21 protein-coding genes and 1 other annotated feature are annotated in these 23293 nt (G+C 39.8%); of the genes, 10 read left to right on the top strand and 11 right to left on the bottom strand.

Translation table 11 applies throughout. The features are described from left to right. Positions 1-240: 240 nt before the first annotated feature. The 4 genes from IGK01_RS01275 to pepV all read right to left on the bottom strand — a co-directional run bounded on the left by IGK01_RS01275 (position 241) and on the right by pepV (position 5590). Positions 241-1596, bottom strand: a complete 1356-nt coding sequence (locus IGK01_RS01275) for a glycoside hydrolase family 1 protein (RefSeq protein ID WP_438840442.1) — start codon at positions 1594-1596, stop codon at positions 241-243. Between the two features lie 57 nt (positions 1597-1653). After that, positions 1654-2985 (bottom strand): PTS sugar transporter subunit IIC, encoded by a 1332-nt coding sequence (locus IGK01_RS01270; RefSeq protein ID WP_023518975.1) that lies wholly within the window; start codon positions 2983-2985, stop codon positions 1654-1656. Positions 2986-3155: 170 nt separating this feature from the next. Next, complete coding sequence (locus tag IGK01_RS01265) at positions 3156-3860, bottom strand: GntR family transcriptional regulator (RefSeq protein ID WP_023518974.1); 705 nt, start codon at positions 3858-3860, stop codon at positions 3156-3158. 311 nt (positions 3861-4171) lie between these two features. After that, complete coding sequence (pepV, locus tag IGK01_RS01260; protein WP_438747518.1) at positions 4172-5590, bottom strand: dipeptidase PepV; 1419 nt, start codon at positions 5588-5590, stop codon at positions 4172-4174. A 142-nt stretch (positions 5591-5732) separates the two neighbouring features. Here pepV and IGK01_RS01255 point away from each other — a divergent pair, with 142 nt between their 5' ends. The 4 genes from IGK01_RS01255 (at position 5733) to IGK01_RS01240 (ending at position 8135) form a co-directional block, all read left to right on the top strand. Continuing rightward, entirely contained in the window at positions 5733-6560 is an 828-nt protein-coding gene (locus IGK01_RS01255) for an NAD(P)H-hydrate dehydratase (RefSeq protein WP_062805842.1), read from the top strand. Between the two features lie 14 nt (positions 6561-6574). Further along, on the top strand, positions 6575-7033 hold the full coding sequence (locus tag IGK01_RS01250) for an acyl-CoA thioesterase (protein WP_010736541.1): 459 nt from the start codon (positions 6575-6577) through the stop codon (positions 7031-7033). 73 nt (positions 7034-7106) lie between these two features. Continuing rightward, positions 7107-7277: a hypothetical protein gene (locus IGK01_RS01245; RefSeq protein WP_010736542.1), complete on the top strand. Its 171-nt coding sequence runs from the start codon at positions 7107-7109 to the stop codon at positions 7275-7277. Between the two features lie 183 nt (positions 7278-7460). Then, on the top strand, positions 7461-8135 hold the full coding sequence (locus tag IGK01_RS01240) for a GntR family transcriptional regulator (RefSeq protein WP_438840441.1): 675 nt from the start codon (positions 7461-7463) through the stop codon (positions 8133-8135). A gap of 70 nt (positions 8136-8205) precedes the next feature. Here the strand turns inward: IGK01_RS01240 and IGK01_RS01235 are convergent, their stop codons facing one another. The 6 genes from IGK01_RS01235 to infC form a co-directional block, all read right to left on the bottom strand. Beyond that, positions 8206-8850, bottom strand: coding sequence for a hypothetical protein (locus IGK01_RS01235; protein WP_023518970.1), 645 nt, complete (start codon positions 8848-8850; stop codon positions 8206-8208). Continuing rightward, positions 8825-10954 carry a hydantoinase/oxoprolinase family protein gene (locus IGK01_RS01230; protein ID WP_438840440.1) on the bottom strand — a complete coding sequence of 710 codons (2130 nt, stop codon included), beginning with the start codon at positions 10952-10954 and terminating at the stop codon, positions 8825-8827. Before IGK01_RS01230 ends, IGK01_RS01235 begins: the two co-directional genes overlap by 26 nt. Before the next feature lie 35 nt (positions 10955-10989). Beyond that, positions 10990-12327, bottom strand: coding sequence for a citrate transporter (locus IGK01_RS01225; RefSeq protein WP_142432881.1), 1338 nt, complete (start codon positions 12325-12327; stop codon positions 10990-10992). Positions 12328-12682: 355 nt separating this feature from the next. After that, a complete protein-coding gene (rplT, locus tag IGK01_RS01220) occupies positions 12683-13042 on the bottom strand; it encodes a 50S ribosomal protein L20 (RefSeq protein ID WP_019723984.1) in 360 nt (119 codons plus the stop codon). Between the two features lie 53 nt (positions 13043-13095). After that, entirely contained in the window at positions 13096-13296 is a 201-nt protein-coding gene (gene rpmI / locus IGK01_RS01215) for a 50S ribosomal protein L35 (RefSeq protein ID WP_010736566.1), read from the bottom strand. 71 nt (positions 13297-13367) lie between these two features. Beyond that, positions 13368-13892 (bottom strand): translation initiation factor IF-3, encoded by a 525-nt coding sequence (gene infC, locus IGK01_RS01210; protein WP_010736567.1) that lies wholly within the window; start codon positions 13890-13892, stop codon positions 13368-13370. 43 nt (positions 13893-13935) lie between these two features. Then, positions 13936-14065: a sequence feature (ribosomal protein L20 leader region), on the bottom strand. 498 nt (positions 14066-14563) lie between these two features. Between infC and IGK01_RS01205 the strand changes: the two genes are divergently transcribed. Both IGK01_RS01205 and IGK01_RS01200 read left to right on the top strand, forming a co-directional pair. Further along, complete coding sequence (locus IGK01_RS01205; protein ID WP_137071930.1) at positions 14564-15934, top strand: lytic polysaccharide monooxygenase; 1371 nt, start codon at positions 14564-14566, stop codon at positions 15932-15934. Between the two features lie 770 nt (positions 15935-16704). After that, the gene (locus IGK01_RS01200) at positions 16705-18102 is read left to right on the top strand and encodes a lytic polysaccharide monooxygenase (RefSeq protein ID WP_438840439.1); all 1398 of its coding nucleotides are present in this window, start codon (positions 16705-16707) and stop codon (positions 18100-18102) included. A 141-nt stretch (positions 18103-18243) separates the two neighbouring features. On the opposite strand, the gene IGK01_RS01195 is transcribed toward IGK01_RS01200, so the two are convergent. Further along, on the bottom strand, positions 18244-18900 hold the full coding sequence (locus IGK01_RS01195) for a deoxynucleoside kinase (protein ID WP_034691297.1): 657 nt from the start codon (positions 18898-18900) through the stop codon (positions 18244-18246). Between the two features lie 296 nt (positions 18901-19196). Here IGK01_RS01195 and mvk point away from each other — a divergent pair, with 296 nt between their 5' ends. Genes mvk through fni form a run of 4 tightly spaced genes read left to right on the top strand, consistent with a single transcriptional unit; the run spans position 19197 to position 23252 of the window. Beyond that, entirely contained in the window at positions 19197-20144 is a 948-nt protein-coding gene (gene mvk / locus IGK01_RS01190) for a mevalonate kinase (protein WP_010736572.1), read from the top strand. Beyond that, the gene (gene mvaD / locus IGK01_RS01185) at positions 20137-21114 is read left to right on the top strand and encodes a diphosphomevalonate decarboxylase (protein ID WP_062805845.1); all 978 of its coding nucleotides are present in this window, start codon (positions 20137-20139) and stop codon (positions 21112-21114) included. The genes mvk and mvaD overlap by 8 nt, the downstream gene beginning before the upstream one ends. A gap of 12 nt (positions 21115-21126) precedes the next feature. Continuing rightward, positions 21127-22212, top strand: coding sequence for a phosphomevalonate kinase (locus IGK01_RS01180; RefSeq protein ID WP_023518965.1), 1086 nt, complete (start codon positions 21127-21129; stop codon positions 22210-22212). Further along, complete coding sequence (gene fni / locus IGK01_RS01175) at positions 22209-23252, top strand: type 2 isopentenyl-diphosphate Delta-isomerase (protein ID WP_114543023.1); 1044 nt, start codon at positions 22209-22211, stop codon at positions 23250-23252. Before IGK01_RS01180 ends, fni begins: the two co-directional genes overlap by 4 nt. The last annotated feature ends 41 nt before the right edge of the window (positions 23253-23293 follow it).

Raw genomic sequence — 23293 nt, 5'->3', positions numbered from 1 at the left:
TGGATAAATGTCGAAAGAATGAACCAATTTTTTTTGAAAATAAAAAAAGTATTTCCTTCAAACTATAAAGTAAAAAATCCCGCCTAGATAGTCGCTTGTGAACATTCAGCAGACTAACTGTATTATTGATTCATCACTTAACTCTTCAAACAAATAAGAATATACAAAAAAAACTGCATGTATCCACTTGATCCAGCGAATACATGCAACTATCTATTTTGCTATTATTTACTCATCCTATCAGCCTTGCTCTTTTTGAAGAAATTCCTTGAACCAATAGAAGCTTTTTTTAGGTATGCGTTTCATATCACGTAGATCATGATTTCCTCTATTGACGTAAACCATCCCGTATCTTTTTTCCATATCACCTTTTGAGCTAGGTAGATCAATTAATCCCCAGCCAAGATAACCTAGTACTTCACAGCCGTCAATGCTCATTGCATCTTTCATTGCTTTAATATGTTGTTCATGGTAATAAATGCGGTAGTCGTCTTCAATAGGTGTATGGCCATCCCAATTTTCCTGCGTGCCTATCCCATTTTCAACGGGAAAAATCGGTAGATTGTATTTTTGATACATCTTGTTGATGATATCTCTAAAGCCAAGAGGATCAATTCCTAGATTCCAGTCATTCATCGAAACAAATGGATTTTCTACTTCACCATACGTCAAATAATAATTTGGTGCAACGTCTGCTGGAATATTTTTATGACTGATACTTCCTGTACAATAGTAACTGAACGCTAAATAATCACTTGTTAGTCTTCCGATTTCAGTAAGTTCTTCCTCTGTCATGTCTACATTCAAATACTGTTTTTCAAACGTCAAAACTTGTTTCGAATAACTACGCCCACAAAAAGCATCCAAAAGATTCTGGTTGATAAACTCATCCCATTCTCTCGCAATTAATACATCTTTGGGGTGATTTGTCGCAGGGTACATATTGGAATAGGCTAACATCCCACCGATTTGTCCATCTGTCGTTTCATGGATATAGTTGGCGATTTTGGCATGTGCGACCATGATATTATGCGCGATTTGATGAATGTTATCCGTTGTATTTTCAGTATTCAATGTTCCCCCGTATAATAGTGCCAACGGTGTTGAATACAAGTTTTGTTCATTGAAAGTTACCCAATACTTGACTTTATTCTTGTAACGATCCACCATTTTTTTCCCATATTCCACAAAAGCATCTACGACGTGTTTACTCATAAAACCATCGTAATTTTGTGCAAGATGGAGTGGCATATCAAAATGATAGAGACATAGCATGGGTTCAATATTCCGTTTTAGCATCGCATCGATATAATGATCATAAAATAAGAGACCCTCTTCATTGAATGCTCCATCACCTGTAGGATTGACACGTGACCAAGAAGTTTGAAAGCGATAAAAATTCATACCCATTTCTTGCATCAAATCAAGATCTTCTTCATATCTATGATAGCGATCAATCCCATGTTTCCAATCTGAAGTAGTTTCAGTCGCTTCACGAACGTCATAAACAGACAATCCTTTTCCGCCTTCCTTCCAAGCACCTTCAGTTTGCATACTTGAGGAGGAATCTCCCCAGAAAAAATTTTCCTTTACCATCTTATCATCCCAATCATCGTTCTATTTATCATTTGTCTATTTCCTTTTAGCAATCGTTTAAGAAAGACTCATCTCAGCATTAATACGAGCAACCCGTTCACTGATTTTCAAGAATGGAAGATAGAAGAAGACTAACGCAACGATAATAACTGCTTGAACAACAATTGCTCGCCAATCACCTGCTGTTGCTAAAAATCCACTTAAAAATGGTGGTGTCGTCCATGGAATTGGAACCACACATTGATTAACTAGTTCCATCGATGTTGCTAAATAGCCAATGGTCGTACCTACGATCGGTGATAATACAAAAGGAATGATCATCGGTAAGTTGAAGACGATCGGTAATCCAAAAATCACAGGTTCATTGATGTTGAAAATATTAGGGCCTAACGCCAACTTAGATAAATCTTTATATGCTTGATAGTGACTAAAAATCAATATTGCTATCACTAAAGCAATGGTCGAACCAGTTCCCCCCATCAAAGCGCCATATACTTGGTGGAACGCTGAGTTGATGATGTGAGGAGCAGCCTCACCATTCGCAGTAGCTGCCATATTCTCATTCATATTTACCATCAATAATGGATCTAGGATCGGACCAGTGATGACAGATTGGTGAATACCGAAAGAAAATAGTAAGTTGCCAAAACAAACTAAAAATAAGTAACCAATAAATGAAGTACCTACACCACGTAACGGTTCTTGGATGAATTGCTCAATGATTCTCATAAAATCATTTCCTGTTAGTTGGATCAAAAATGAAGCAAAGGCAAACAATGAAACGACAATGATCAATGGGAACATCGTGTTAAAAGATTTTCCTACTGCTGGCGGAACACTATCTCCTAAGTTGACTTGCAACTTTTTAGAACGTGTCAGACGAATGTATAGCTCTGTTGCCAATAATCCAGTAATGATTGCAGCAAATACTCCTTTTGAACCAATATTTCCGTAACTGATGACTCCACTGATTTCCACAGCCGTTTCCGCATTGATCGGTGTTGTCTCGATCATTGTTGGGAGTAACGTCAAAAATGCTGGAACAACAGCGATCACAACGCCGATTGGATTATCAAACCCTCTATTTTTTGACAAGAAATAGCCAATGGTGAGTACAAGAATAATCCCAGTGATATTAAGGGTCGAGTTCGTAATGATCGATCCCCAGTTTTGCCAAGATGCCATTGTGTCCGCGCTAATCATATTTTGGAACCAACCTGACGGATCTAACACTACCGAATTAATTAAAATAGCAATACCTGCTAAAATAAATAAAGGCATGATAGTAGCAAATGAATCACGCAGTGTTCTTAAATAAATTTGATTGCCGATTTTTTGAGCTGTTAAAACAAATCTTCCCATCAAAGCTTCCCTTTTTTTCTCATCCATTTATTTATGCCTCCTGAATTGTCTAAAGTTGTATATCAACTTCTAATACAGAATATCACCTGCAATAACTTTTGTAAATACATAATTAAAATTAGTATATACTTATTTGTCGACGAAAGAAAAAAGACCACACTTGATCGTGACAAGCACAGTCTTTTAAACATTATGATCTAATTGATGTCTGCTACTATTTTTCCTGACGTATAGGGATATCTTGTCTTAGATAGATCAAACGGCGTACCATCATCAAAAAAGACGATCTGATTGGTTTCCAAAATCGGGTCGCCTACCTCGATCTCAAACTCTTCACTATCTAAATGATTTGCCTTTGAAGCAATGATCACTCGACGGGCCGCACTAACCACATAACCTAACTCTTCTCTGATATAGTTATAGATGGACCCCTTTAAAATCTCTTCGTCCAAATTTTTGATGTACTTAAGAGGCATGATAGATGTCTCTATACTTCTCGCCTCTTCATTGACATATCTCACTCGTTTAATATCATAGACCGGATCAGTCGCCTTTATTTTCAATTCTTCAGACTCATAAGAAGTGGGAAAACGCACATCAAAGCGGATGATTTTACTAGTCACCGCCGTCCCTTCTTGAGCAGAAGTCCCAAATACGCTATTGATCTGGGTCACACTCTCATTGTCCTTTTTTATGTTGCTCCTAACATATGTCCCCGATCCCCGTCTTGTGTAAAGCAAAGATTCATCAATCAATAACTGTATCGCTTTTCTGACAGTTACTCGACTCGTATTATAGGTTTTTGCCAATGCTTCTTGGTTTGGTAATAGCTCGCCTTCTTTAAATTCACCCTCGATAATCTTATTTTTCAAAGAACGAGCAATTTCGATGTATTTAGGCATATTCATTTCACCCCCCAAAAATTTGTATACACTTATTATATTAATAGAATAACAAGAAAATGTAAATAACCTTTACAACTTTAACTAACAAATAAACAAATGACTAGTCAGGAAGACGTTTATTCATTTATTAACATATCCGCTTTTTGGAATCCAAAAAAAGCCTTCAGAGAAGCCCAATTCTCTGAAGGCCAGGTGTCACTCAAGTCTTTGTCATTTGTTGCCTAATGATTTTATCATGTTATATCTAAGATAGGCGTACAACTATTTCTGACTTTTGTAATGAATGTTGAAGTACGAATAAAGATGATTTACTTTGCCAAACGATAGATGGCATCTGCATAAATCGCTGTAGCACGGAATAAGTCATCTAGACTCATAAATTCATTTGCTTGGTGCATTGTATCTGTGTAGCCTGGAAACATTGCGCCATACGCAACACCGCGTTTTAATAAGCGTCCGTATGTGCCGCCACCGATGATTTGTTCGTAGCCTTTTTCGCCGGTATGATCTTCGTAGACTTGTAATAATGTTTCAACCAACGGATCATCCATTGGTACATAATGTGGTTCCATTACACGGGCACCACGAGTAACTGACGCATCTTCGTCTGCTACTGTTTTGTTCAGTTTGCTTTCTAATTCATCTGTGGTTGTGCCCTTAGGAAAACGGAAGTTCATGTTGATATAGTTATCGTCTTCTGAACCATTTTCTTTAAACGCAAACAACCCAGCGTTCATTGTTAGTTTACCCATTTTTTCGTCTTCGTGGGCAACGCCTAATTTCTCACCATAAAAGTCTTCATGGACGTAAGTAGCTGCCACATGGATGAATTGTTTAGCTGCACCAATAAATTCATAATCATCAAGGAAGCTCGCTAAGAAAGAGCCGGCATTGATCCCAGATTGTGGGCTTGCGCCATGTGCTCCTTTTCCGACTACGTTGATCGTAACAAATGTATGCTCTGCTTCGATCGAACCGTTGATTGGGTTTGCTTCAACAAATTCATAAAATGCCTTTTCTAAAGCAACTGCTGCATCTGCGCTTGGTACTTCGATTTTTGCAATCGCTGTTCCTGGCACCATGTTTTCACGTAAACCTGACGTAAATGATTTCAATACATAGTCACCGGCATTATCGCCTTTAAAACGGAATGCGAAAGAAACATTGCCTTTTTCTCCGTTGATGATCGGAAATTCCGCATCTGGTGAGAAACCGAAATCAGGTTCTTCTTCATGTTCAAAGTAGTAAGCCATATCTGCCCAACCACTTTCTTCGTCACTACCTACGACAAAGCGAACTTTTTTCGATAATTCTAAATCTAGGTCTTTGATGATTTTCATCGCATAATAGGCAGCCATACTTGGTCCTTTGTCATCACTTGACCCACGAGCAAAGATTTTTCCGTCTTTGATCACTGGTTCGTAAGGATCAGTATCCCAACCATCGCCAGCAGGCACAACATCCATATGCCCAAAAATCCCTAAGGTTTCGTCTCCTTCACCTAGATCGATGTGTCCTGCGTAATTGTCCACGTTTTTTACAACGAAGCCATCACGTTCACCATAAGCAAGCATGTGTTTCAATGCGTCACGAGGCCCAGGTCCAAATGGTGCATCTGCAGTTGCTTTTGAATCATCACGTTCACTGCTTACGCGTAAAAGATTTTTTAAGTCTTCAAGCAAGTCTTCTTTACGTGCTTCGACTTCTTTTTGCCAATTGATTGTCATAAAGTTACTCCTCCACTCATTCAGTCTACGAGTTCATCATAACATAAATCAGACAAATTGTTTAAAAAATCAGACAACGGATAAACGAAACAGTTTTTTCCCTAAATATTATGGGCTATAATGAAAAAAAGGAGGTTTTCTCATGGAATTAAATGAACGATTACTCCAACAAGTGATTACTCCTCGTCCTGTGGAATCCCATAAAGGTACGTTTGGAAAAGTCGTACTGATTGGCGGAAATGAACAGTTTGGCGGTGCGATCATCATGAGCGCTTTAGCAGCTGTCCATAGTGGGGCTGGCTTGACAACTGTTGTAACAGATCCTAATAATCACGTGACCGTCCATAGTCATTTACCAGAGGCAATGGTAGGGGATTGGACAAATAAAGAAACATGGCATTCGGCTTTTGAAGATGCCGATGTCTTACTGATTGGTCCGGGATTAGGGACCAACCAACAAAGCCTTGAACTTCTGCAATTTGTCCTGACAAATCAAACAGAAAAACAATGGTTAGTCATTGATGGTTCTGCTTTGACACTGCTCGCTACGTATTCGCTGGAGCTTCCTTATCCAGAGCATACCGTTCTCACACCCCATCAAATGGAATGGCAACGCGTCAGTGGATTGCGTTTAGATGAGCAATCTGAAGAGAATAATCAGCAGAAGCAACAAGAATTAGGGGCATCTCTGGTTTTAAAAAGTCATCAAACAACGATCTATGGGCAAAATGGCATCTATTACAATACAGCAGGTTCACCAGCTATGGCAACAGGTGGTATGGGGGATACGTTAGCTGGCATGATTGCTGGTTTTTTAGCTCAGTTTCCAAAAAATGACCAAACGATCAGTGCCGCTGTCTATTTGCATAGCTTTATCGGCGATCAATTAGCAAAAGAGCAGTATGTCGTTTTACCGACTCAAATCAGTCAGTACATCCCAAAATGGATGCATTATTTTAGTCAAAGATAAGAAGGAGCATAACAATGGAAAAATATACCGGCTACCTTAGAGAGCCTTTTTATTATGAAACCGATCAAATGGGTATCATTCACCACAGCAACTATATCCGCTGGTTCGAAGAAGCACGTGTTGCCTTGTTAGAACACTTGGATTTTAGTTACAAGAAAATCGAAGAACAAGGCATCATCATCCCTGTACTAGGCGTAAGTTGCGAATACAAAGAGATGATCCGTTATGGGGACAAAATCTTGATCCAACCGATTATCGAAAGCTACACAGGCACACGCTTGAATTTCCGTTATGAGATCTACGACACAGAAGATCAGCGTTTACGGACGACCGGTACAAGCCAGCACTGTTTCTTACTTGCAGAAAATCAACGTTTAGTCAAACTAAGCCGTGTCAATCCTAGCTTGGATAGTCTGTTTAAAACTTATGCAAACATCGACGCAGCCCCTGATTCTGCAACAGAAATAAAATAAAATAAAAAATAAGTGTTTATTCTTGCCTTTTAACCCCCGATTTGTATAATGGAAAGAAAAAAAGCAGGTGATTATGATGTATGTCGTGAAAGTACTACACGGTTATATTGATAAAACTGGCTGTCGCACACGTGAAAAAAACCCGGAAAACTTGCTTGTCTTCAAAGACAAAAAAGAATCAGAAACCTTTGCCAATCAAATCGGTGGTCGTGTCAAACAACTGCAGGAAGTTCGCCCAGATTGACTGTTGCTTTCGTGAAAGGATGAGATGTTCGCACTATGGATATGTATTGAAAAGAGTCGACAAACCAATTGTTTGCGGCTCTATTTTTGTGTTTCCGTTCGCTGTTCCTATTGCTTCCTCCCTTATTCTGTTCCTAGTAAAGGATATGCTATACTGGATATAACTTTTTGAAAGGGGTGTTCTATGGGGAACAATTTGCAACAACAAGCATACGAAGCTATCAGACAACAAATCATCTATTCTGAATTAGCTCCAGGGAGTAAGATTTCCGACAGAATCTTAGAAGAACAACTAACGATTGGACGCACGCCAATTCGAGAAGCATTGATCCAACTTAGAAATCAGGAATTGATCAAAACAATTCCTCAATCCGGTACATATATCTCAAAAATCGACATACGTTCCGCAGACTTGTCACGTTACATGCGAGAAAAATTAGAACAACCGATTTTACAAGAGTGCAGTGCTAAAATGAACGATACCGCTCATCAACGCTTGGAGATGATTTTAGAACAGACGGATCAAGCCATCTTGGCACAAGACAAAAAAACCTTCTTTCTTTTGGATAAAGCCTTTCACCAAATGTGTTACAAAGTTGCGGGGAAAGAAGAAATATGGACTTGGCTTGAAAGCTATAGCACTCACTTAGATCGTTTCCGTTGGTTGCGTTTGACGATTTCTGAATTAGATTGGGGCCGTGTATTAGATGAACATCAAATCTTATTGAGAGCCATGAAAGAACACGCACTTGATGAAGTGGGATTTCTTTGTAACCTCCACCTCCATATGATCATTGAGGAACAAGAACAAGTGATCCTTCATTATCCGAATTATTTTGAAGCATCCTCTGAAGGATGATTCAAAAGAGGCGTAACGCTCCGCAATTTTTAGGAACGTTTGCGCCTTCTTTTGCCTTATTCAAATAGATTTACAATGACTGAACAAGTCGCTCACAGAGTAGAGGATCATACGGCCAAATCATAGCGACTTCTAACACATATGGTGAAAATCCTACGTTATTCAACTTCTCCGAAAAGCTCATCGCTGCAATCTCACTCAATGTTCGGATCTTAGACTGATGGCGATACCCAAAAAATCGCCATAGTTCTACAGTTTTCTGTTGGGTATACAATGTAGGATCGCATGTTTCAAGATGATGATACAATTCATGTGCTAAAATCAAAGAAGTCACTTGTTCCAGTGGGAGAGCAGTGATCTTTTCCTGTTCAAACTTCTGGATTGGTTCTGTCATTAAACAGATCCCCGTTGTTTCATCGTAAGTGGCGAGTGTCAAACGATCATTCCGCCATGCTGTTTCTCCATAGGAGATAGCGACATTTAACGTACGACAAAGCGCATGAATATTTCTTGTATGGTACTTTCGATAAATCAGTTCTGCTAACCTTTCTCCACATTGTCTCGCCAGTTCTCCCCATGCTCGTTGCTCAGAAAGTGAGAGTTTCCCTACTAAAATCTCTCGTTTAAATTGATAATCACACCACTGTTTATCAGAAATCGTCATTAATTTTGAAATCAACTCATCTAGTTTACTTTTGCTTGATATTTCCCGCAATCACGATCACTTCTTCCGCTGGTTCCAACATCGCGATTTCTAACTCCATCAAGAGTTGTAGTTGTTCAAATTCTGTCGCTGAAAAATCTGCGACACGCGCGCCGATACATAGATAAAATTCCGGTCGAGCAATCAGCTCCGTCTGATAGACCGCAAGTTCTTCCCATAATTGTTGGACAGCGGAGAGATACTGTTCAGCTGTAGTTTTCAGACATTTTGCATACCCTCTTTGAACTTTGATGAATCCTTTTTGGTCGATGATCCGTAATGCGCCGATTGAATGTTCTGGACTATTTTCCCCAACCACATAGAAGTAGTCAGTATTCGCTAATAAACGAACATCTTTGAGGGACATCCGTAAATCTTCTGCAGCTAATGTCAACGCCTCTGTTTCACTGATCTGCTTTGTTAAATCAGTCGCTTTGACTTCCGTTGAACCTGTAGCAATTGCCGTCACTTTCGATGTCTGTGGATCAATTTCAACATGGACCTCAATCGATTCTGGTGTAGCGCCAGATTCGATTGCTTTATTCATCGCTTCATTTTTCAATCCTCGAATATCTTCTTTACTTGGAGAAGGAATGATTCGTTCAACCACATCTCTCACCATCGCTAATGCCACACCGATAGATGAGATCACTTCCGCATTTTCTGGTATTGAATACTTAACACCCATTTTCTGACTAAAATAAGTAATCAAGGACGCTGCTCCATCGCCTACCCCAACCAAGGAGATTTGCTCTTTTTCCAATTGATATTTTTCTGCCAGTTCCAAAATCACTGGTTCGATTTTGGCATAAGCTTTTGCCATGATCTGCTCAGCGATATCTTCCACAGAAGTCTGACAATAAGCTGCTAAAGCTTCCATGGCTTTTCTTGCGGCTTGTGGATCACCATAAGAAAAGTGTTCTTCTTGGACAAGCCCAAGAACATTCGCTGCACATGTATTGGTAATAGTGACCTCTTTTCCGTCTGCCAAAATCACTTTGACATAATCAGCCGGATCTCCCTCAATGGGTGAGAAAAAAACGATTTTCGGTTGATCGATTTTTTCAATCGGTGTGAATACAGCATAATCCAATCCAGCAATATGGGCTGAACGTGGTCCCACATCAAGGATCCCTGTGCGATCTGCCCGAACCATTGAACCACCGGCCACACCTAAGACACGAACATCTAACGATGAAATATAGGTCGCATGACCGCCGACCACTGAGTAATCGATGGCTGGACGCCCATTCCTGATAACACCAATATTAGTCGTTGTCCCTCCAACTTCAAAATACACACCATTCGAGGCACGTAAATACATCAAAGAACCCATGACAGAGGCAGCTGGACCTGAAAGCATCGTTAATACTGGTCGCTTCTTCATTTCAGCAATTTCCATTACACCACCATCACCACGCATGATCATCAAAGAAACATTGACACCGGCAGTTCGAACGGAACGTTCAGTTGATGTCGCTGTTTCTAACATTTTAGGTAAAATCGAGGCATTGATCGCTGCCGTTCGTGTTCGTCTCGTCAAACCATAAAGCTTTGTGATTTCAGAAGCCATCGTTGTTGGTATCCCTTGTTCCGAAGCAAGTGAATAGATGACTTGTTCTGGTTCACTATTATCTACGCCAAAAGCCATGGAAGAAACTAAAACTTCTGCCTGTTCTTTTTTAAGTGTAGCAATCGTCTCTAACACTCGTTCATTTGTCAATTGTTTGATTGGCAAGAACACATTTGCAATGTCTATTTTTCGATTATTCCCTAAATCAATCGGTGCTAATCGAGTTTGTCTTTTTGCCAAAAAACCTTCGAACCCGCCCTTTGCCATTCCGATCACTCCTACTTTTGCCACATCTCCTTCAATCAAGGCATTCGTTGCTTGAGTTGTAGAATGCGCGACAAAAACAACATCCTCGGGGCTGATCTGATTTTCTTGCAAACAATTTTGGAACGATTGTACGACCCCTGCAGCTACACCCTCTGGATGGTGATGCGTTGTTTTAACAGATGATTTACCGATGACTTCATGTGTCGCATTGTCGATTGCGACTGCTTTTGTATGGGTACCGCCTACATCAATGCCCATTCTTACTGCACGCTTCATTTTGCATCCTCCAAATTTTTTACTTTCTATACCTATCAAAAATTACCATAAAGGATCAACGTCAAGATACAGACGATCACACCGATCGCCCACCCTGTCGGAATCGATTTTTTCATGAATTCACGAGAGGAAACCTTTGTATACCCTAATCCCCATGCAATCCAGGATTGAGTGATATCTAAATGCTGTGGCGCAATGGTCGTCGTCGCAAATAACGGAAATAAGAAGGCCACAGGCATTGTCGGATTGACTGCTAAAACTACTGCTAAAATCGCTGATCCCGAACCGACTAGACTCAACGGACCACGGAAAAAACCTAGAGGCGTCAACAATGCAAAGGCAAGTGCCAACACAAAAGGTGTCTGGGGAATAAAGTCTCCCAAAATCGCAGAGAAATAAGAAGAAGCATATACCGCCGAATTATTGAACATCGCTAAAGTCATCAAAAAGCCAACCATCGGTGCTACATCTGTTGCTCCATCTGTAAATAATTTAGCGAATTGCCGACAGATCTCCTTGTATCCACCACGTAATTTCCCAGTAAATAGCAACGCCCAGATCCCTGCCAACATGAAACCAAGAATAATCGGAATTTCTAATAACACCACTCCCAACACAGGAATAACGACTGCCAACCAAGAAATCATTGGCGCTTCCCCACCTTCTCGTGGAAGTTCAGCTGCCATTGCATAGCGTTTCTTCGGGTTCATTGATATATTAGCTACAAGCAAAACGATTACTAAACTTACGATCATGCCAATCATTCCGATTTGAAAGTAATCATTGTATGTATAATTTTCAGCCGCAGAATTAAACCCTGCATAGATCGTTTGGTATTGCTTGAAATTGACAATATTTGCAAAGATCCCTGCCATAATCGAACCCATGAATGCAAATAGAGCAACAGGTGCAGCAATTCCTAACGACATCAAAATCGGTAAAACGATCACGGCAATTGAAATCACTGGGCCGATCCCGGTCATCGACATAAAAATAATTGACGTTACAAGACATAAAAGGCTCATCGTGATCCGCGGTTTATCACCGCCAAGCTCTACCACTTTTCGAATCAATGTAGCCGCTATCCCACTATCTACCAATACTCGACCAAAAAAAGCACCAAAGAATACATTCACTAAAATCGATTTCGCATATTCCGCTGGACCAGTAGCATATACATGGGTCAACACATCAATGACTGACTGTCCTTCCATTGCGGCATTCGGTGAGAAAAAATTACCAATCAGCGCCAATCCCATCCAAATCGTCGCCATGATCGCTAAACCAACCATCAAATTAAGTCCTTTGACACAATACCAAACCATAAAAAAGAACGACAAAATCAACAACATGCCAATAATCATTTCGCTCATAGACTCACTCAATTCTATTTCATCCCACTGATATATCAGTTGCTTCATTTTACCCTACAAAGAAACCGCGTTCATTAAATATCAACGACAGAATAAGTACATATGATTAAAAAAGATTCATTACGAGCTACTGAAATGTTTTTTGAAAAAACATTTCAGTCAGATAACTATATACAAAGATTCATTATCTAAGACAAAAAATGAGCTATGGTCACCTTTCTTTTCAAAAAAATATCATGTACTTTATCTATTTGGTTATTTCAATTTATTTGTACATAACAGAAATTTTATTGAAGTTTGTTAGATATAAAAAAACACATCCAGAAAACCTGGATGTGTTTAGCTATTCTAGCGCTTATTTAGCTAAAGCATCTTTTGCTTGGTCAGCTAATGCAGTAAATGCTGCTGCATCATGGACAGCCAAGTCAGCTAACATTTTGCGGTTGATGTCGATTTCAGCTAATTTCAAACCGTGCATCAATTTTGAGTAGCTTAAGCCATTCATACGAGCCGCTGCGTTGATACGAGCGATCCACAATTTGCGGAAGTCGCGTTTCTTTTGACGACGATCGCGATATGCGTAGTTGTATGAATTCATTACTTGTTCTTTTGCTGTTTTAAATAAAGTGTGTTTTGAACCGTAGTAACCTTTTGCTAATTTCAGCATTTTTTTGCGACGTTTACGAGTTACTGTTCCACCTTTTACACGTGCCATGTATAATTCCTCCTAATAAAAATAAATCTTTAAATTTCAATTATTTTACGTTCTTATTTCATTTTTGCTAGTTGTTGACGAATACGTTTGAAATCGCCACTAGAAACCATGCGCGCTTTACGTAATTGACGGCGTTGTTTTTTAGTTTTGCCGTGGAAACGGTGACTTGTAAACGCACGGAAGCGTTTCAATCCGCCTTTACCAGTACGTTTGAAACGTTTTGCTGATCCGCGGTGTGTTTTTTGTTTTGGCATGACTATATTTCCTCCTCAAAATCTTTCGTTATCCGACTATTGACTGTCCAACAATCAGTTAGTCATTCAAATTACTTACTGTCGTTTTTCGGTGCCAGCGTCAAGAACATGCTGCGTCCGTCCATTTTCGCTTTTTGTTCCACTGTTGCAATATCAGCAGTTTCTTCAGCTAAGCGATCCAAGACTTTTTGACCAATTTCTTTGTGGGTAATGGCACGGCCTTTGAAACGGATAGAAGCTTTCACTTTATCGCCTTTCTCTAAGAACTTACGTGCATTACGAAGTTTTGTATTGAAGTCATTCAAATCAATCGTTGGACTTAAACGAACTTCTTTTACATTGATCACTTTTTGTTTTTTACGCGCTTCGCGGTCTTTCTTTTGTTGCTCGAAACGGTATTTTCCGTAGTCCATGATTCGCGCTACTGGTGGTTTCGCACCTGGAGCAACTAACACAAGATCCAAGTTTGATTGTTCTGCAATTTGCAATGCTTCTGCTTTTGACTTAACTCCTAATTGCTCACCATCTGAACCGATCAATCGTAATTCACGTGCACGAATGCCGTCGTTAACCATCATATCCTTTGCTATGGTCATTCACCTCCAAATATTATGAGAGAAAGAAAAGCTTACCGAATGAACGGCAATAAAAAAACGAGTTCTTTTGATAGAACCCGCACGTACTCCACCTATACTACATATAGATGAAAACTATCTAGCCCAGTGACTGTATCAACTAAGGCGAGAAGCGGGTGCTTCTGCTTTTATTTCTCAACTTAATTATCATACCAAATCTATTTATTTTTGTCAATCATTTCTTCACTTTTTTCTATTTAATCGTAGCAGTTCTTCTTCTAATACAGCTCAGCAATTAGATATTTTTGTTACTTCCCTTATCACCAATCGAATCTGTCACCCTTCTGCTACTACCTCATTTACGTTTTATATAATTTCACTTCTTTTATTTTAAGATAACTAAAATAGAATCTGAACAAAATCATTCAATTCTTAATCCCAAGAAATATTTTTTTATAAAAAAATGTTCTCATTTTCCAAATATGGTACCTAAATCCTTAAAAAAACAACGTTATAACAAATCATACTATTTATGTTTCTATCATTTTTTTACCTACACATCGGTATAAACTGATTCGTAACTATTCATTTTATTTGATAATCTTAATTCCAGATAACACAAAAGAGAGATAATTACGAAATTCGTTTTTTATTATGCGTTATCTAAATCTTATTTACATATGGAGGAAAAAATGAAAAAACAAATTTTTGGTACAGTTTTATGCTCGGGGATTTTATTTGGAGCAAGCTTAACGATTGGGGAACAAGACGCTTCTGCTCACGGTTATGTCGAATCACCGATCAGTCGTGCGTATCAAGGACACTTAGACCGTAATGTTAATTTATCCGCTGCAGCAGCAAAATATGGTCCAGTGATTTATGAACCACAATCATTAGAAACTGCTAAAGGCTTCCCAGCAGCTGGCCCTGCTGACGGACGCATCGCTTCTGCAAATGGTGCAGTTGGAGGAAGCTTCTTACTAGATAACCAAACAGAAACGATGTGGACAAAACAAAACTTAGATACTGGTGTGAATACATTCAGATGGCGTTATACACAATCTCACCGTACCACTAAATGGCATTATTATATTACTAAAGTAGGTTGGAACCCAAATGAGCCCTTAAAACGTAGCGATTTGGAATTATTAGCAACTATCGATCATCACGGGGCACAAGCTTCGACTAATCCATCGCATTCAGTGAATATACCAAAGGATCGGCTTGGTTACCATGTCGTTCTAGCTGTTTGGGATATCCATGACACAGGCGCTGCATTCTATCAAGTAGTCGACGTCAACTTGAAAGGTGATTCAGCAATTCCAGTAGCACCAACAGCACCACAAAACGTTCGTGCGACGAATGTGACTTCTTCAACTGTCCAATTAGCTTGGAACAGCCAAGCGAATACTGCCTCTTACAACGTTTACCGTGATGGCGTATTGCTTGGAAACACAACAACACCAGATTTCAGTGATACAAACTTAACTGCGGATACATCTTATAATTATGAAATCGAAGCAGTTGGACAAACTGGCTTAGTCTCTGCTAAAACAGCTTTGACAGTAAAAACTACAACAGAAAATACACAAGAAAAACCAACTACACCAACTCACTTACACTCGATGGGTCAAACAAGTTCAAGTGTTTCATTGATGTGGGGCGCTTCTACTCATTCAAAAGGAATCAAACAATACAACATCTACCGTAACAATCAATTGATTGGTTCAACAAAAGAAACAGAATACGAAGTGTCTGGATTAGCTGCAAACACTACCTACTCATTCGTGGTTCGCGCAGTCAGCAATACGGATGAACTATCTGATGCAAGCAATGCGTTATCTATTACGACAGATCGCGATGACAATGGCGGTGACGGGGGTGGTGAAGTCACTCCAGGACGTCAATGGACAGTAGGAAGCTTATTCGCACCGGTTTCTTATACAGCCGGTGAAGAAGTTGTTCACAACGGTGTGACATATATCACTTGGCAATCTCACTTGAACTATGGTGATACAAACTGGGCGCCAGGAATTGCCCATGCCTTATTCTATCCTAAATAAAATAAACCTTATCAACGTAATTAAAACGATAATATAGAAAACATTCCACGTAAACAAAACCCTATAAAAATGAGGCTAGAACAACTTTCTTTGCCTCAAAAATAAGCCAGCACCTGTAACATTCGAGACGAATATTACAGGTGCTATTTTTTTCAAAGCGCTTATCCATTATCACAGATTGCAAAATACATTCCCTCCCACTTCGTATCCCGTTCCTTCTATAAATAGATAAAATAGATAGAATTGCTTGAGAGGTGGTATTTAGTCCTCTCGAAACTCTTGAATCCAAATAAACGATATTCTAATTTGACTTTTTTCGATAATAAGACCGAACGCTCCTATCACAATCTCAGACCAAAAAATTGATGGTCAAATCCATAAAAAAGGAATAAAACAGCCAATAAAAAGATATATTTTAAAAATAAGCAAACGTTAAAAATAACTACAAACGCTACTTCAACCTTTCTCAATTAGAATCAAATTTTATCTTTTTATTTTTCCCTGTTATTTATTATGCAAAATAAATAACTAATAACAAATAAAAAAGACAACAAAAACGCCTTTAAAACAATATTTATTCATGTTTTGGATAAAAATACCATCATTTGAAGTCAAGACCCAATTTTACCTAATGTTCGGTATAAACAGATTATTCAATAGTGCAATTCTCTGATAATATTAAATACAGATAACAACGAGGCACATCGAACGAGTCATACTCATCGACCTTATTAGTTATCTAAAATATCATTTTATCTATGGAGGGAAACATGAAAAAACAAATTTTAGCAACAGTTCTATGCTCTAGCGTTTTATTAGGAGTAGGTTTATCTATCGGAGGACAAGACGCTTCAGCTCACGGTTATGTGCAGTCACCGATCAGTCGTTCATACCAAGGTTCCTTAGACCGTAATGTGAACCATAATACAGCATTAGCAAAATACGGTCCAGTGATTTATGAACCACAATCATTAGAAGCATTAAAAGGTTTTCCGCAAGCTGGCCCTGCTGACGGACGCATCGCTTCTGCAAACGGTGCTGTTGGAAACAACTTCAACTTAGACCGTCAAACTTCGACCATGTGGACAAAACAAGATTTGAACACAGGTCCTAATACATTTACTTGGCGTTATACCGCGACTCACCCTACAACTAAATGGCATTACTATATCACAAAAGCAGATTGGAATCCAAACGATCAATTAGATCGTAGCGATTTTGAATTGTTAACAACGATCAACCATGGTGGGGCTCAAGCTTCAACAAATCCATCACACTTAGTGAACATCCCTAATGACCGTCTTGGTTACCATGTTGTTCTAGCTGTTTGGGATGTAGATGATACAGCAATGGCATTCTACCAAGTAATCGATGTGAACTTGAAAGGTGATTCAGCAATTCCAGTAGCACCAACAGCACCACGTAACGTTCGTACTACTAATGTAACTTCTTCAACAACTCAATTGACTTGGGATGGACAAGCAAATGCTTCATCATTCAACGTTTACCGTGATGGTCAATTATTAGGAAACACAGCTTCACCAGATTTCAGCGATCAAAACCTAACTGCAGAAACTACATATAAATATGAAATCGAAGCAGTTGGACAAACAGGGCTAGTTTCTGAAAGAACAGCTTTATCTGTTACAACTTTATCTGAAACTACAGAAGAAAAACCAACTGCACCTAGCCACTTACACTCAATGGGTCAGACAAGTTCTAGCGTTTCATTGATGTGGGGAGCTTCTACTCACTCAAAAGGAATCAAAGAATACGAAATCTTGCGTGATGGCCAAGTAATTGGTTCAACAACTGAAACTGTTTTTGAAGTAGAAGGCTTAAAAGCTGAGACACAATACTCATTTGTAGTACGCGCAATCAGCAATGAAGGCGATGTTTCAGATGCAAGTAACACATTAACAATCACAACTGATCGCGATGAAAATGGCGGCGGTGACGAAAATGGTGGCGATGGCGGAAACGGCGGCGGTGAAGTCGTTACTGGACGTCAATGGACAGTAGGTAGCTTCTTCTCACCTGTTTCTTATACAGCCGGTGAAGAAGTTGTCCACAATGGTGTGACTTATATTACTTGGCAGTCTCACTTGAACTACGGTGATACAAACTGGGCACCAGGAATTGCTCACTCATTATTCTACCCTAAATAAATCAACACACTACCCTTTGTTCAACTAAACAACGATTGAAATAAGCAAGAGGCAACCACTCATTTGTGGTTGCCTCTTTTTTGTGATTTTTTATCTGGACAATTCAAAGTTCCCAAAGTTCCACTTAAATCAGAACATTTTTTATACGCTGATTTCTTCGCGAATCTCCATTAGTTTTTCTTCAATCATTTGTAACACTTGTACTCTAGCTGCTTCATCTTCCACAAAGTTCAAGCAGTCACCGTCGATTTGGATCTTAGGACTTTCATCGTAAGCTTCATACCATTCATCATAACGGCGATTCAATTCTTGATAATACTCATAGAGACTAGGGTCAAAAGAAAGTTGTTCATATGCCCGCCCTCTTTTTTCGATCCGTTCTAACATGGTTGAAAAAGATACGCGAATATGAACCAATAGATCGGGATGTTTTTTCGATGCCGCATAGGGCAATTCTTCCATCATGTTCGCCAATAATTCATCGTAGACTTGGACTTCTGTCGCTGTCGCTCGACCAAGATCTGCATTTAAATGAAATAATAATGAATCTTCATAGATCGAACGATCTAACACATTGTTATCCTCTTGCATCGCTTGCTTGATACTTGCAAATCGCTTATTCAAAAAATAAATTTGCAATAAAAACGCATATTGTTCAGGGTTTGCATAAAACAAAGGCAATACTTCGTTGTCATCGATTGATTCGTAAAATGCCTGACTCTTAAAATGATCAGCAATCATTTTTGTTAAGCTTGATTTCCCTGCTCCTATCGTTCCTGCTAAAACAATCACACTCATTTCCCTCCAACTCACTTCTCCCACTAAATACAGTGTTTTTTTCTCATGTTTCTAAATATAACCCCAATATCTTGTGGTGTCAAACGAAATCGACAAGATTCTTTCCTATGAAAAATCAAAATTTTATTAAGAAAATCACGTTTTTTGTCGAGAAATCGTATTCTTTATTTTACTTCTTGACTGGTTTTAGTAAAATAAAGAAGGACTGTTTTTTTGGACAAACATTGCGCACATAGTAATAGGCGCTTTATTTTTTGTTAAAAAGCTACTCTTAGAGGAAAAGAAGGAGTTGTATTATGGCAATTCATGGCCAAGGGGAATCGAGTGGAAAACTGATTTTAATGGGTGAGCATGCTGTCGTTTACGGCGAGCCTGCCATTGCCTTTCCGTTTTATGCAACAAAAGTAACAGCTACACTTGAAGCACTCCAATCATTCAATAAAGATCAACTTATTTCTTCCTACTATATAGGAAATTTACATGATGCACCACATGCGTTGAATAATATCAAACAGCTGATTGCTGGTCTGAAAACTCACTACCATGTGCAAGACACCTTGCGTTTAACGATTGAGAGCACCATCCCTGCAGAACGTGGGATGGGTTCCAGTGCAGCCGTAGCCACCGCGATCACACGAGCTTTTTATTCCGCCTATGAGTTGCCATTATCACGAGAACAATTATTGGCACATGTGCAAGTTTCTGAAAAAATCGCACATGGAAACCCCAGTGGAATCGATGCTGCCGCAACAAGTGGATTTGAACCGATTTATTTTACAAAAGGCCATCCTTTTGATTATTTTGCGTTGAATATTGATGCTTTCTTGATTGTCGCTGATACGGGAATCAAAGGACAAACACGTGCAGCAGTGAAAGATGTCGCACACCTTTTTGAGAAAGATGCGCAGAAAACTGGACAAAAAATCCAACAACTAGGATACTTGACGAAACAAGCTAAAAAAGCAATTATCGACAATTCGCCAGAAAAGTTAGCTGAAGCAATGAATGATGCCCAGCGCATTCTAAAAAGTTTGACGATCAGTAATGACTTTTTAGATACTCTGATCGCTACCGCACGTGCTGCTGGCGCTTTAGGAGCAAAATTGACCGGTGGCGGACGTGGTGGATGTATGATTGCCTTAGCACAAACAAAAACAGAAGCTCAAGAAATCAGCCACGCACTAATACAAGCAGGCGCAGCTGAAACTTGGATTCAAGGATTAGGAGTACATACCTATGCTTAGTGGTAAAGCCCGTGCTTATACAAATATCGCCTTGATCAAATATTGGGGCAAAAAAAATGAAGAATTGATTCTTCCGATGAACAACAGTTTATCTCTCACTCTCGATGCTTTCTACACAGAAACCGAAGTGATTTTTTCAGATTCGTTCACAGACGATCTGTTCTATTTAGATCATGAATTACAAACAGAAGCAGCCACCAAAAAAGTCAGTCGCTTCCTTGATCTTGTACGCATACAAGCGAATACAAATAAACGCGCAAAAGTGATCAGCCATAACTTTGTTCCAACAGCCGCAGGGTTAGCTTCCTCTGCAAGCGGTCTAGCTGCGTTAGCCGGCGCCTGTAATGAAGCCCTAGGACTAGAATTGGATAAACAATCCCTGTCCAGACTAGCTCGTCGCGGCTCTGGCTCTGCTTGTCGTAGTATTTTTGGTGGCTTCGTGGAATGGGAAAAAGGGCATGATGACCAAACTTCATATGCGCAACAAATCCCTTCTAATGGATTTGAAGACGAACTCGCCATGGTATTTGTATTGATCAATGATCAACAAAAAGATGTATCTAGTCGTGATGGGATGCGCCGAACAGTGGAAACTTCACATTTTTATCAAGGGTGGCTTGATTCAGTCGAAACAGATCTACGGGAGCTGAAACAAGCAATCGCTGAAAAATCGTTCCAAAAAATGGGCGAAATCATGGAGCGAAATGGGTTAAAAATGCACGGCACCACGTTAGCGGCTAATCCACCCTTCACCTACTGGTCTCCAGATAGTCTGAAGGCGATGCAAACGGTTCGTGAACTACGTGCTTCAGGCATTCCTTGCTATTTCACGATGGATGCAGGCCCAAACGTCAAAGTATTAGTTGAAAAGAAAAATCAAACGGCTGTTCAAGCAAAATTCATTGAATTATTTAGTCGTCAACAAGTGATTCTTGCTCATGCTGGGCAAGGAATCACGATTATTGAATAAAGGGAGATTGTTATGGTTGAAGTATCTGCACCTGGAAAACTTTATATCGCTGGAGAATACGCAGTTGTCGAAACGGGGCATCCTGCAATCATCGTGGCAGTCGATCAATTCGTCACAGTAACAGTGAAAGCTGCTCGGAAAGTCGGGAGTATCCAATCTGCACAATATAGCGAAATGCCTGTGCGTTGGACAAGACGAAAAGGCGAACTCATTCTAGATATCCGTGAAAACCCGTTCCATTATATCCTTGCTGCTATACGTTTAACTGAGAAATATGCACAGGAAAAAAACATTCTTCTTTCATTTTATGACTTGAAGGTAACCAGTGAATTAGATAGCTCAAATGGTAGGAAGTATGGACTAGGTTCTAGTGGCGCAGTAGCGGTAGCGACTGTACGAGCATTGAACCAATTTTATGCACTGAATTTATCTCAGCTTGAGATTTTTAAAATTGCAGCCTTAGCTAATCTAGCTGTCCAAGACAATGGTTCTTGTGGTGATATTGCGGCTAGCTGTTATGGTGGTTGGATCGCCTTCTCCACTTTTGACCACCAATGGCTCAAAGAACAAGAATCAAGTAAAACGATCAGTGAATTATTAGCGCTCGATTGGCCTGGTTTATCTATTGAATCCTTACACACTCCGGAAGATCTCCGTTTATTGATTGGTTGGACTGGTAGTCCTGCCTCTACTTCCGACTTAGTGGACCAAGTACATCGCTCTCGTGAAGATAAAATGGCGGCGTATCAACAATTCCTTGAAGATAGTACGCTTTGCGTCAACACGATGATCCAAGGTTTTAAAGAAAACGATGTTGCTTTGATCCAAGAAATGATTCGTAAAAATCGTGAATTATTGCGTGATCTGTCTGCCATCACTGGCGTGTTGATTGAAACACCAGCATTAAATAAACTGTGTTGTTTAGCTGAACAATTTGAAGGCGCGGCGAAATCTTCTGGCGCTGGCGGTGGGGATTGTGGCATCGTGATCGTGGACCAAAAATCAGGTATCCTTCCACTGATGAGTGCTTGGGAAGAAGCTGAAATCACCCCGCTTCCATTACATGTCTACCATCAACAGAAAGAGGACAAGTTATGAATCGAAAAGATGAACATGTATCATTAGCTAAAGCATTTCACAACAAACAAATAAATGAATTTGACTTCGTTCGACTTGTCCATCATCCACTTCCACAAAGCAAGGTCGATGAAGTGTCTTTGAAGACAGAAGTTGCAGGTTTTACGCTTTCTAGTCCTTTCTATATCAATGCCATGACTGGCGGTAGTGAAAAAACAAAAAAGATCAATCATGACCTTGCACAGATTGCTAAAAGTGCTGGGTTGATGATTGCTACCGGTTCTGTCAGCGCCGCCTTGAAAGATCCTTCCTTGGCAGATTCTTATACGGTGATGCGAGATGTCTATCCTGAAGGGAAGATTTTAGCGAATGTCGGTGCTGGTACTTCTGTCGCACGTGCCCAAGAAGCTGTAGCACTCTTCCAAGCGGATGCGTTACAGATCCATTTAAATGCACCACAAGAATTAGTCATGCCTGAAGGGGATCGCGATTTTTCGCAGTGGAAAGAACTGATCTCAGAAATCCAACAAACTCTTGATGTGCCAGTGATCGTAAAAGAAGTTGGCTTTGGGATGACGAGGGAGACCATCATTGAACTGTCTGAACTAGGTATCAAGACGATTGACGTCAGTGGACGTAGCGGAACAAGCTTCACACAAATCGAAAATGCTCGTCGTAAAAAACGTGAATTGGCTTATTTGACGGATTGGGGGCAATCTACTGTGTCCTCCTTACTTGAAGCGAACGAAGCAAATACAGCCGCCGAAATCATTGCTTCGGGTGGCATACGAAATGCTTATGATATTTTTAAAGCATTGTGTCTTGGTGCGAACGCTGTAGGGATTTCCGGAACGATCTTGACGCACTACATGACACACGGGATCGAGGAGACGATTGCTCTTATGGCACAGTGGCAAGAAGAACTACGAATGCTCTATGCTATGGTCGGTGCAACAAAAACAAGTGATTTAACCAAACAATCCTTGATTTTTTCTGGCCCGGTCAAAGAATGGTGCGAAGCCAGAGACATCCCATTATCAAAATATGGTCGGCGCAAATAAAAATGACGCGTGCATACGATGCACTCGTCATTCTTTGTTTA

Origin of the sequence: Enterococcus sp. AZ080 (assembly GCF_051714945.1) — a bacterium.
GTDB lineage: Bacteria > Bacillota > Bacilli > Lactobacillales > Enterococcaceae > Enterococcus_B > Enterococcus_B pernyi.
This window is presented reverse-complemented; position numbering and strand designations above follow the sequence as displayed.